Source organism: Rhodosalinus sp. 5P4, assembly GCF_041365695.1.
Lineage (GTDB): Bacteria > Pseudomonadota > Alphaproteobacteria > Rhodobacterales > Rhodobacteraceae > Rhodosalinus.
This window is the reverse complement of sequence record NZ_JBGFSJ010000003.1, coordinates 326,895-340,743: the sequence shown is the minus strand read 5'-3', so window position 1 is coordinate 340,743 and position 13,849 is coordinate 326,895. Positions and strand designations below refer to the sequence as shown.

At 65.7% G+C, this 13,849-nt stretch carries 1 protein-coding gene (running past one end of the window); it reads left to right on the top strand.

Features of this window, described 5'->3' with window-relative positions; all coding sequences use genetic code 11:
* A protein-coding gene (locus AB6A69_RS07170) for an LEPR-XLL domain-containing protein (protein ID WP_371060251.1) crosses the window boundary here: on the top strand, positions 1-13,849 show its 3' end. It extends 15,269 nt beyond the left edge of the window; only the last 13,849 of its 29,118 coding nucleotides appear in the window; its start codon lies off the left edge, out of view; the stop codon is at positions 13,847-13,849.

Sequence of the window (13,849 nt, the reverse complement as noted above, 5' to 3'; positions counted from 1 at the left end):
CGGCGGCACATGGACGTTCCGCGAGACGCTCGAGCGGGTTCGGATCACGAATGCCTCGTTCCTCGACATCGAGATCAACAACATCGACGTGCAGTCCACCGACCGTCCGCTCGTCTGGCTGAACCCCGGCAAGGTCGCGCCGCTGACCTTCACGATCAACGCCGAGGTCGCACCAACACTCATCGAGATCATCAATACCGGCGACAGCAACGTCATCATCGATGGCACTATCAACAACCCGATCGGGACCACCTCGATCATCAATGCCGGCGGCGGCGGCAAGGGCTCGATCCTGTCCGGAAAGGACCGTGGCGTCACCACCGGCGACGGTCGCGCCGCGCTGATCGTGACGAACATCCTGAACGTGGAGGCCGCCAACGACGTGGGCTCGGCCACCGAGCGGCTCAATGTCGACCTGACCAGCGTGGCCGGTCTGCCCCAGAGCCAAAGCTTCCAGACGAGCCAGGTCAGCGGCCTGACCAACACCATCTTCCTCGGTCAGTCGAACAGTTTCGTGGATGGCCAGCTCGTACAGTATTCGGGCTCCGGTCTCGGCCTGACGGACAACGCCTACTACTACGTGCAGGTCAGCGATGACGGCCTGTCCGTGCAGCTGTCGCTCACACCGGACGGCACGGCCGTCGACCTGACGCCGAGCGGAAGCCTAACGGCGGCGCAGAGCCTGACGGCCGTCGAGGCGATCACCATCGACGCCGCCGACAACATCGACCTCGATCTGCGCGCGCTGAAGCGTCAGGGCACGGAGGCCGGAGAGTTCATCGTGAACGTCGACCGGATTGCGGCGGGCAACACGGCGGACGTGCTCCTGCAGCAAGGTCTCCATCAGACCAGCACGGCGGGACGTGTCGGCATCGCCGTGGAATGGGAGGACGACCCGGTTGCCGGCGACAACAGCACCGCCGTCGGAAGCAATTACTTCGAGTTCTTCTTCGAGCCCGACGGGGGCAGCAATTCCTATGTCGGCCCGATCGAAGGCTTCATCGGCACGGATCTCGTCCAGACGACGATCCCCCGGACGACCTACGACTTCCGCGGGCTGGATCGGGCGGCGAAGGACCGCATCCTGGCCGGTCTGCAGGCCGGAGCGGGCGGCTCTGCCCAATCGGCAGAGAACGGCGACATCATCGTGAAGGCGGCTGACACCACGCCGGGCGAGCCGCAGATCAACGTGCTTGCGCTCACGGAAATCGCGAACGACGGCAAGAACTACAATGACGGCGATATCACGGTCGTCACCGACGGCTACATCGCGCTGACCGAGCTGACCGGCCACATGCGGGTGGAGTCCATCCGCTCGACCGGCGACGACGTGTTGCTCTATTCGCCGCAGGCAATCATCGACGCCAACAACGATGACAACTCGAACCCGGCCGATGTCGCGGGCGTGAACATCACGATGGTTTCGTCCTCAGCCTCGCTGAACAAGGACGCGCCCGGTTTCGTCAACCCCGACCCGGCCGACGTCTCCGCGCAGGTCGTCACACCGATCGTCTTCGACAGCGGGTTGTCCGGCGGCATAGGCGAACGCGACAACTTCCTCGAGATCGACGTCGCGACGCTTAACAATACCGACGGCGTGCTGCGGGCCTACGACGCCGCCGAAAGCACGGCCCGCACGGACGGAATTTTCCTCGACGAGATCCGGGAGGATCTTCGTGTCTGGATCGTCACTACCATCCACGACGCGAGCCTGCGGACGACCGACGGCTCGATCCTCGATGCGAACACCGATGACGTCACCGCGGCGAACGTTTTCGCCCGCATCGTCGATCTGGACGCGAACGGAGGCTCGATCGGCCTGAAGGCCAACGCATTCGAGATCGACAGCCGCAAGGGACTGGGCGACGACGACGACCTCGCCAAGAACCTCGACGACGTGGCGCTCGAAGCGGAGGGCGACATCGTCCTGACGGAGACGGATGGACAGCTGCGGCTGGTCCTCGCCCATAGCTACGAGGGCGACATCGTCCTGACCGTGCGGGAGGCCGCCGACAATTCGCAGAACCAGGATCTGCTTCTGGTTCAGGACGGCTGGGCGCTTTTCGCGGAGGCGAACGACACCGCGCCGGGCACCCACGACGACAACGAGCGGCCGCTGCCGCATGGCCTGATCCTCGCGGAGAAAGGCTATGTCGAGTTGCGGGCAGGCGACGATATCGCCTCGCACGAGAACAGCGCCATCGTGGCGGCGAAGGACATCGACATCTACGGAGACGACGGCGGCGATCTCGCGAATTCGGATCCGAATTTCGGCGCCGACATCATCCTGCGCGGTCAGATCATCGCGGGCGCGGTAATGGTGACGCTGGGCAATCGCGTGCCCGGCTCGCCCAGCACGCCACAGAACACCACGCGCAGCGCACCGATCGGGACATGGCGTCCGTGGGGCACCGAGCAGGACATCGCGGATGACGGCGCGGCGGCCGGGATAACTCGGGTCTTCGGCAATGCCGACGTGGACCGGATCCAGTTCGGCGATGCCAGCGGGAGCACTGGGCTGACCGCCTGGGGCGACGCCGGATACGTCTATCTCGGCTCCGAAACGCGTGCCTACGGGTCCGCCGACGCCGTGACAGGCGACTATGCCGCGCCGGGCGACCGGGACGATGGGCAGGACAGCTTCGTCGTCTACTACCTGCAGGATGCCGCCGCGCAGACCAGCCCGGCGCTCAAGTCGATCACCTACGCGACTGAGCCTTACGACACCGAGACGACGGTCGCCGCCGAGACTTTTGAGCTGTCGGTCCTCGCGATGCACACGCTAACGCTCGACGGCCAGTCGGATACGGACACCTACGAGGTCCATACCCTCGGCAGCCAGGGCGACGCACGGAACTACATCATCAACATCCTCGACACTGGCGAGGAGGATGACGGTGTCGACGAGGCCTTCATCTACGGCTTCGACAGCACCGCGAACGGTGTCGACGACCCGAACGACGACATCTTCCTGCTGCGCGCGGCGGCCTTCCTGCCCGGCGAAACCGTCGACCGGCCGGCCTATGTCTCGCTCCTGCACGGCTCGGTGGACGGCTACCAGGACGTTCTCAAGGACACGTTCGACAGCGCCGAGGTGCAGCGCATCGCCTTCGACACCGGGCTCAACGGCCGGCTGACGGTCGAGGGGCAGGGCGGTAACGACCACTTCTACTCCGACGACACGACCGTCATCACGACACTCGACGGCGGCGAAGGCAACGACGTCTTCCAGATCGGCCAGATCTTCGGCGAGAACCGCAACGAGGCCGATGGCAACCTCCTGGCGCAAGACGTCTTCCCGGACCTCAAGCCGACCACGCGCGGCTGGCTCTCGCGCGGCTCTTCCGCGCCGATGGTCGCCCAGGGCGGGAGCGGCAACGACGAGTTCCGCGTCTACTCCAACCAGTCCGAGCTGCGCCTCGAGGGCGACGACGACAACGACCTGTTCATCGTGCGCGCCTTCGCCATCGCGGCGACGACGGATTACGACTGGAACGAGGACGGCACGATCGACCTCTCCGACCTTGCGGCCGGCGTCAGCCTGCTCAAGGACATCGCCGCCAACGGCGAGAGCGCCTTCGACGGACGGGCGGACGGAGACACTCTCAAGGCGGCCTTGTCCAACGGCATGGGCGGCTACGTCACGGACCGCAACGGCGATGGCGGGATCAACTTCCTCGACGCCTATCTCACGGTCGGCGACACCTCCGACGATGTTATCGTGCTGGACGAGGACGGTGTGGCCAGCCCGCAGATCGGGCTCGGCTTCTCCGTTGCGCAGGCGCCCGACATCCGCGCCGGCGGCGGGCAGGACGAGGTCCGCTACAACGTCAACGCACCGGTCTCCGTCGAGGGCGGCACGGGCTTCGACAAGCTCGTGGTGCTCGGCACGGAGTTCGCGGACGATATTGCCATCACCGACAAGGGCATCTTCGGCGCGGGCCTCAACGTCCGCTATTCCACGGTGGAGGTGGTCGAGGTCGACGGTCTCGAGGGCGACGACAAGTTCTACGTCCGCTCCACCGCATTCGGCGTGGCCTACCGGGTGATCGGCGGCCTCGGCTCGGACATCATCAATGTCGCCGGCGACGTGCAGGAGGACATCATCACCCGCGAGCTCGAGGGCGTCTCGGGCGCGGCCGATCACATCGTGCGCTCGGATGACTTCCTCTATGACGGCCTCGTCATCGACGGGCTCGACTACAACGTCACCACCGACGGCGAGGGTCTCGTTGTGATCGACGAGGGCCCCAACGGCTTCACCGCCGTGCGAGAGGGCGACCCCGTCCGCGAGACCGACAGCTACACCGTGCGCCTCGCCAAGGCTCTCACCGGCAGCGAGGTGGTCTATGTCACCGTGTCCGCCGCTCGCTCCCCGCAGGAGGAGCAGGACGGAACCATGCCGAACGACGGCCTGCCGGGCGGGTCGGGCGACAGTCTCTGGGTGTCCTCCGACAAGGAGGCGACGGCGATGACCGTTGGCCAGGCGAAGATCCTCGGCGTCGATTACCTCGATCCCGGCAACCAGCTGGTGGATACCGACTTCCTGCGCGAGATCGTGATCGACGGCGAGACGCTCTACGTGCCGAGCCGCGCGGTCGTTCTGAAGTTCACGAAGGACAACTGGCAAACGCCGCAGACGGTCGACCTGCTGGCCGTGGACGATCTCCGCGCCGAGGGCGACCGGGTCACGGTCGTGCAGCATTCGGTCATCTCCAACGTGGCGGAGTACGACGCCATCGACGTCCGCAACGTCGAGGTCGAGGTGCGCGACAACGACACGCCCGGCGTGCTGGTCACCGAGATCGAGAACGGATCTGCGACCGTTGTCGGAGGTGTCGTCACGGGTTTCGTCGAGGATGGCCGCACGCTGACGGTCGAGGGCGACGCGACCACACAACTGACCGACCAGATACTCGTGCAGCTTCAGAAGGCGCCGGAGGCCGGCGACATGATCGTGGTAAAGGTGAACATCGGCGGCCTCTTCGGCGATGCGGGCCTCAAGGCGCTCACCGATAAGGCGATCGAACTGTCCGATGGCGGCACGGGCCGCTTCGACGCGGCGACCGGCACGATCAGCTTCGACAGCACCAACTGGGACAAGGCAGTTCTCATCACGATCACGGCCGAGAACGACGATGTCCGCGAGGATCCCGAGACGGCGGTCCTGGGCTTCGGCCGGAACCTAGAGGCGGTGACCGCCGACATGGACCTCATCGCCTGGGAGGACGAGGCGACCGGCGATCTCTACGCCGCGCTTGAGCTACGCTCGGGCGGATGGGTCGCGAGCGGCTTCGAGATCGGCGAGAGCGTGTCGATCACCGGGGTTCCAGGCATCACCACGGCGACCGTCCGGGGCTTCGACAAGGCTGGCCTGACGCTGGTGCTCGACATCGACGGCAGCGCAATCACGCCGGCCCTTTTGACGAATGTCACGGTCACGCGCGATACGCCGATCGGGCTGGTCACGCTGGATGCGAATGACGACTACCGCTTCCCGAACCTGCGCTCGGGCACGGGCCTTCTCGACATCGAGGTGGTGGACAACGACACGGTCGGATCGGTCGTGCTGGAAAGCGGCCGCGATACCGTCCTGATCCCGGACGATCCGACCACGGGCTCCGACACCTACGAGCTGCGGCTGACGAAGGCGCCGTCGCAGAACGTCGAGGTCGCTGTCGTCACCGATGGCCTCGCCAACGTGACTGCGATAGACGGTGTCACCGTCACGCCGGACGATTACGTGGAGGTCGGCGGTCTGCGCGCCGCGCCAGCGTTCGTGGGCTCGATCATCTTCGACGATACCGGCGCGAACGCGACGCTGACGCGCGGCACCGGCGAGGATTTCGGCAGCTTCCTCAACGAAGGCTGGGAAGAGGGCGACCTGATACGCATCGCCGGAACGGGCGGCCTCGCGGACGGCGACTACGAGGTGCTCTCGGTCACGGCGGATGTGCTGACGCTGCTGCAGTCCGATTTCGTCGGCTCTGTCGGCGCCATATCGGCGCAGGAAATCCTCGACGACGTGATCCTGTCCAAGCTTGCCGAGCGCGAGATCTGGACGGGCGACGTATTCTACACGACCATCACCGAGGGCGGCGTGAACTCGCCGGCGCTGGTGCGCTCCGAGGCGTTCGGCACCGGGAACGAGGACGTCCAGGGCTGGCTGCGCGAGGGCTTCCTCGAAGGGCAGTGGGTGCGGATCACCGATGGCGCGAACGAGATCGAGGCGAAGATCGCCATCATCCGCGGCCTCAACGACAGCCAGGATCACACGATCCAGTTCACGCTGGATCCGAACGCCGACATCTCGGCCGCGGCATGGCTGTCGAGCCTGACCGAGGCCGCTCCCGGCTCCGTGACCGTGACGCGCATCGCGCCCGTGGCGACCTTCACCCCGACGGACTATTACCAGTTGCAGGAAATCGAGCTGACGGCCGATCCTTATTACGAGGTTCCCACCACGCGCGAAGGCGTGAAGATCTTCCCGGTCAAGGCGCACCGCCTGTCCGATCTGCGCGGGCCCCTCGCCGTCGAGGGCGGCCCGGCGGGTGCCGACCGGTCGCTGACCAACGGGGTCAAGCTGCCGGGCGAGGAGGACAGTTTCCTCATCGCCATCGGCACCCAGCCGCCCGAGAGCCAGCAGATCGACGTTTTGAACATCTTCAATGACGGCTCCAAGGCCGACACGACCGGCGTTCTGACGGAAACCACGCTGACCGGGTTCAACATGGGCCCCGATCTCGTCTTCCCGAATGTCACCGGCCCGCTCTTTGGCGAAGGCGCCGAGAGCGCGCAGGGCACCACGCTGACCTTCCCGGGCGGCATCAGCTTCGGCAAGGTGAACTTCGGCGCAGGCGGCGTGACGAACGACGCGCAGCAGAGCACCGTCGAAGTCGTCAACGTGATGCTGGGCGAGGGCAACGACCTTCTTGAAGTCGAAGGCACGCTCAATCCGGCGCCCGCTGTCTCGGCGGAGAACGAGTTCACCGCGATCCCGGAGTGGACCGATAGCGACTACGCCTTCCTCTACGCGCGGGAGCCCCAGTTCGAGGGCAAGCTCGTCATCACCCGCGAGGGCTTCAACTGGAAAGGCGAAGGTTTCCTCGTCGGTCAGACCGTTCTGGCCGAGGACTCCATCGGTCAGTTCGTCGAGATCGGCAAGATCATCGGCATCGAGGACGCGCTTGCTTACACGGTCACCGATATCGATCCCAAGACGGACGAACCCTACCGCGATCCGTCCGACAATTCGCTGCTGATCCTAGACACCACCGGTCTGCCGGCAGACGTAGACTTCACCGGCTCCACGAAGCTGATCGCGCAGGATCGGGACGTCCTCGAGGATCTCACGGTCACCGTGGAGAACGCCACGGCCGCGGGCGCGACGCTTCGCTGGTCGGCCAACAATGGCACCACCGGCGCGACCGATTGGGAAGAGGCCGGATTCCTTGCGGGGCATCTTCTGAACATCGGGATCGGCGACGCGGCGAAGGAATACCGCATCGTCGAGATCAGCGACGATGGCCTGGAGATCGAAGTCGAGGGCGCCGACCTCGTCAACGGCACCCTCAGCGAGATCTTCTGGGTACAGGGCACCCATGGCGGGCTGACAGTGCTGCATGGCGGCGGTAACCTCTATGTCGACGTGCTGGGCAAGTTCAACTTGGACAACCAGACCGACGGCACGCTGGAAGTGGCGCGGCTCGACGGCCGTAGCTTCGTCGAGGCGGGCTTCGCCGTGGGCGATCTGATCCAGCTCGAGGGTGAGGACTTCACCCGGACGCTGGAAGGCTTCGCGAAGGCCAATGGCTCCGATTACGGCCTCGCCGAGACGTTCGACAGCTGGGGCACCGATGCCATCATGGTGCTGAGCGCGCCCAACGATGGCAGCACCAAGGACTATACAAACGTCGATACCGTCACGCTCAGCTCACATCCCGAGGGACTGTTCCTCGTCTCCAAGGTCGAGGCCAAGGAGACGACGATCGAGGTCGAGGTGACGGTCGAGGTCGCCGTGGTCGCGGACAGCCAGTCGAACGAGGGGCTGGAGACGATCGTCTATCTCGAGGACGTAGCCGGCAATCCCGCCAACTGGTCCGATGCGGGCTTCGCCGCGGGGGGCACACTCTTCATCGAGGGGCGGCCGGGCGCGTTCACGATCGATCGCATCCTTCCCGACGGGCGGACACTCGTTCTGCTGGACGCGGCGCTGGGCGATTGCGACGACGGCGGCCCGGTCACGCTCACGTTGACCACCTATGACATCACGCGTGCTGGAGAGCAGCGCAAGGGCGGCGATCATTTCATCGTCACCGGTGGCGCCGGCCCCGACAGCCCGCTCGTCATCTACGGCGATACCAGCCAGGACGGCGTATGGTATTCGGGCAATCCGAACGACCCCTACGGCCTCGAATTCGGCGAGAAGCCCTTCGATCCCTTCCCGACGCTACCCGATGGCGAGAACGAGGATGACGAGTTCATCTTCGCCGTCGCCAATCCCTTCAAGCTGCACGGTCACGACATCATCGATGCCTCGGCGCTCTTTGCCGACGCGGCGGCGAACGGGATCTACGCCTCGGTCGGGATCGTCGCCTATGGCGGCATGGGCGACGACCTGATCATCGGCTCGCAGACCGGCGACCACCTCGCCGGTGGCTCGGGCAACGACACGATCATCGGCGAGGCCGGGACCGATCACATCTACGGCGACAGCGGCTTCAACGTCGACATCCTGACGCGGGCGCTGACGGTCGCGACGATCGACGCCAGCCCGGAGCCGACTCTCAGCAAGGGCCAGCCGCGTGCGGAAGGCACCTTCGCGCCCTACGAAAGCCCCGTGCGCGATCCGCTCGGCGACCGGGTGACCGACACGACCGGGCTCAGGAACGTGGCCGGCGCCGGCGACGACATCATCCTCGGCAACGGCTCGGCCTTCAGCGACAACACGCCCGACATCATCTTCGGCGACCACGGGCAGGTTGAGCAGAACGTCATCGATCCGAACCAGCCCTTCGCGCTGCCGCAGAAGATCCAGACGACAGAACTGTCCACGGTCATCGCCATCGTGACGGCGGAATTCGCCACCGGCGGCGACGACGTCATCTTCGGCTCAGAACTCGACGACATCCTGATCGGCGGGGCGGGCAACGACGCGCTCGACGGCCTCGATGGCGACGACGAGATCTTCGGCGACAACGTGATCCTAAGCCGGATGGGCGAGATCGACGAGAACCTCTACGACGACATCGCGTCGTTGCGCTTCCAGACGCTTGCGGGCACGCTGATGTATGGCCGCACCGACCGCGCGCCATCGCCGGGCTACGGCATAGATCCCGACGGTGACGGCGTCTTCGAGATCACCGAGACGCCCGACGGCGGAAGCGGCGTGCTCATGGTCTCGCTGGATGCGAACGGCGATCCGATCGCCCGCGACTACCGCGATCCCAACGGCCCGTCCTGGTGGAGCGAGTATTCCATCGACTACGCGCAGTTCCACACCTTCGAGATCGGCGCGGGCCTCGCCGGGGTCGGCACATTCGGCAACGACATGATCGCCGGCGGCGGGGGTCACGACCAGCTCTTCGGCCAGCTCGGCAACGACATCATCCAGGGCGACGGCACCATCGCGGGCGCCGTGGCGGGGCGTGGCGACGGCACGATCGACGGTATCGTGGCACCCACGCGCTATGTCAGCGCGGCGCGTGACCCGCAGGGACCCGAGGATCCCATCGGCCCGCTCAAGGTGATCGAGGCCATTGCCGACGTGAACGGCATCGACGGCAACGACTACATCGAGGGCGGCGGCGGCTGCGACATCGTCTTCGGCGGCTACGGCCAGGACGACATCGTCGGCGGCTCTTCCAGCTTCTTCAGCCTGGTCGATCCCGACATGCGGCCCGACCACGACGACATTCTTTTCGGCGGCACGGGCGCTCCGGACGAGATCGCGCGCAACAGCGCCGAGAACCCAGACGGTTCCACGACCACGCTATCGCGGCACGCCGCCGACGCCGACGTGATTGCAGGCGACAACGCGGACATCATCCGTCTTGTCGGCATCAACGGTCAGGACGTACTTGAGGGGCAGATCGACCTGACGGTTCTACCGGGCACCGACCCGCTTGACTACCCGGCCGTCTTCGCGCCGCTCTACGAGGCGCTCTACAACACGCGGGGCGGGCTGCACCTGTCCTTCGACTACGACGACTACAACCCCGAGGATGGCGAGCGGATCATCGTGCGCGGCGTCTCCTACCTCGACTACAGCGAGGGCGGGCCGGACTATTCCGGGAACGCGGGCACCTTCATCACCGACCCGACCTTCACGGGCGATCCGAACGATCCGGGTTCCGGCTTCGCGGTCGCGGGTGATGCGTGGCGGAACACGTTCGGGTTCTGGGCGCTCAAGGATATCGGCGGCGACGACGAGGTCCATGGCGGCACCGGCGACGACGTAGTGTATCTCGGCGGCGGCAACGACATCGCCTTCGGCGACGCGGAGAACGACGACATCATCGGCGGCTGGGGCAACGACTGGATCTCCGGTGGCGCCGGCATCGACGGCGTGCTCGGCGACGACGGGCGCATCTTCACCCAGCGCAACGAGGGCCTGGCGCAGGGCGAGGAATTTGGCACCGCCTATTCCGAGGATCTCTATGGGACGCTGAAGCTTCTGACCTCCGATCCCGACCGCCGCACCAGCCAGGGCAACGTGCTCAACGAGGAGATCTACACGCCGGGCCGGGTCCAGCAGGAGACGATCAATATCGAGAACGAACTCGTGAAGGCCGTCGACCTGACGCCCTTCGACGTGATCGACAGCTTCATCTCCCCGGTGAGTTCGGCCGACCCAACCTCGCACAACCCGTTCTTCGCCGATGACGTGATCTTCGGCGGCTTGGGCGACGACTACCTGCATGGCGGGTCCGGCGACGACGCGATCGGCGGCCACGAGGCGATCGCGGAGGGCTACATCCTGCGCTTCGACGGCGCGGCGCCCGATCTCGACGACGTGAGCGGCGACAACCCGAACGCGGTGCAGCCCGTCGGCCTGACGCGGACCGACTTCACGCGGCCTTGGAACCCGGGCAACATCTTGCTCTTCGGTGATGGCGACGAGCACTGGAATGAGCCCACGCCGACCCGCGAGCGCACCGGCGAGTTTTACCTCTACGACGAGTACGATCCGCGCCGCGTGATCCTGTTCGAGGACGACGGAACCGTCTGGAAGGACGGCGCGCCCGACGGTCTGAAGCAGTACTTCCTCAATGCGCCGGACAACGAGGGCGCGCTGGTGGAGAGCTATGTTGCCTTCGCGCCGAACGGTACCCCGATCGGGAACATGGTCGCCGTGGAGAGCGACGGCAATGACCGCATCTTCGGCGACATGGGCAATGACTGGATCGTCGGCGGTACCGGCCAGGATCGCATCTACGGGGGCTTCGGCAACGATTTGATGAATGCCGACGATGTGATCGGCACCGACATCTCGGTCTACGACACCGGTGCCTTCGGCGATGCCGACCAGGCCGATGGCGGCCTGAACCTCACGCCCGAAACGCACCTGTCCTGGGAGGATCGCGTGTTCGGCGGCGCCGGGCTCGACATCCTGATCGGCAATACCGGCGGCGACCGGCTGATCGATCACCTGGGCGAGTTCAACAGCTACCTCGTCCCCTTCGCGCCCTTCGGCATCGCGACGGTCAGCCGGCAGGTGCCGCCGCAGCTGTGGGATTTCCTGGCGGCGCAGGCCTATTCCGACGGCGTGGACATCACGCGCACCAGCGATGTGGGCTTGATCGAGCAGGATTCGCGTTATTCCAACGTGATCCAGCTGCAGGGCAACCCGCATGGCGAGATCGGTCTGGTGACCCAGCGCGACCGCGGTTTCTGGCAGGACCAGTCCGGCCCGCCGACTGACCCGCAGGCCGGCAATATCCCCGGCGGGGCGCGCGACATCCTGCGGACCGCGGATTTCAATGACCGCAAAATGGGAGGCTTTGCCGTCGACGACGGGCAATTCACGCCCACCGGGGGCTCGATGGCGGTCAGCTCGCTGACCCAGGACGACACTGCCGCGGCCATCTTCCTGCTCGATGACTACCTGCCCACCTATTACGAGGTCGAGACGACCTTCAATCTCGACAAGCCCACCGGCGGCTGGAAGTCCAACGGCTACGTGATCTTCGACTACTATAGCGACGTCGACTTCAAGTTCGCCGGCATCAACGTGTCCACGAACAAGATCGAGATGGGTTACGTCGACGAGACGGGCTGGAACTACCTCGTGCAATCCAACAAGCCGGTGCGGATCAAGCCGGGCGAGAATTATACTGTCACCATGGCCGTGAACGGCAACAACGTGACGCTCGCCGTGGCCGGGGTGAACTGGTTCACTTACGACTACACGCCCAAGATCGACGTCTACGGCGACCCGATCCCGCTTAACCGCGGCCTCGTGGGTATCGCCATGGACGGCGGGCGCGGCACCTTCGACAACTTCAAGGTGCAGATCCTGCCGCCGACCTGGACGCTCGACGAGACCGACGATTTCTCGCCGCCAGTCGCAGAACTGCCGCGCGTCTCGCAGTCGAGCGGTTGGGTCGAGGCCTCGGGCGTGCTGACGGGCATCGCCAACGGGCCGGCACCGGCCGTGCAGACCGTCGACCTCGCCGTAAGCCTCGGCGCGAACAGTATGCTGGAGATGGAGGTCGATATCCGTGGCGACGGCTCGGCCGGATTCGTCTTCGATCGCTACGACGCCTTCAACTACAAGTTCGTCGCGCTCGATACCGCCAACGACCGGGTGATCGTCGGCCACGCCACCTCCGAAGATGGCATGGTTGTAGACGGAACCTTCGCCGCGGATCTCGACGACGCACGTACGGATCGTCTCAAGCTGACCATTCAGGGCGCTGGGCTCGGGATCACCGTCAACGGCGCGAGTGTCGGTCAGTTCGGTTTCAACGCGGCGCTCGTCGACGGTCAGTTCGGGCTGATCGTCCTGTCGGGCGAAGCCACCTTCGAGGACTTCCGTCTCGCCACGAACGACGCGCAGTTCAACCAGACGCTGAAGCTTGCGCAGGACAGCTACGATGCCCTGTCCTCGGAAACCTATATCGAGAGCACGCTGCAGCAGACGGAGGTTGAACGCGTCTTCGAGGAGGCACTCGAGGACTGGCTCGGGAGTGGCCTCGTGTCCATGGAGGATGCCGCCGCGCTGGCGGAGGTGACGCTCGTCGTCACCGATCTCGAAGGCGCCACTCTGGCCCGCACGCTGGGCGAGGACACCATCCTCATCGACGCCACCGCGGCGGGGGCGGGCTGGTATCTCGAAACCGACATGGCGATGCAGGACGGCGCGGTCACGGCATCGCGCGTCGATCTCCTGACCGTGCTGCGCCACGAGATCGGCCATCTCCTCGGCTTCGATCACAACGATCTCGCGGTGATGCGCGAGGATCTGCAGACCGGAACTCGGGTCGATGTCGGCGCGGAGGACGAGACGGTAACGACGACCAGCACGGCCACGACCACGGTTGCGATCACGGAGGAGGAACAGACAGAGACCTCTCCGCCCGCAAAAGGCAATGGGCAGCGAAAGCAGGCCGCGCTCGTCTTCGACGCGGCAACGGGAGAGCTCGTGGCGCCGGAGGACGCCAAGCATCTGGCTGGGTCCAACGCGAAGGCCGCGGCGCTCGCCGTCGCGGTCCGAACGCTCGCGCACAAGCCGCTCGGCCACAAGTCGGCGCGCGGATCCGTGCCCGCCGTCGCCGGCCCGCAGCTGGCGGTCAAGAAGCGCAACGTCTTCGTCCGGATGCGGGATGCCTTGCGCAGGAGCGCCTGA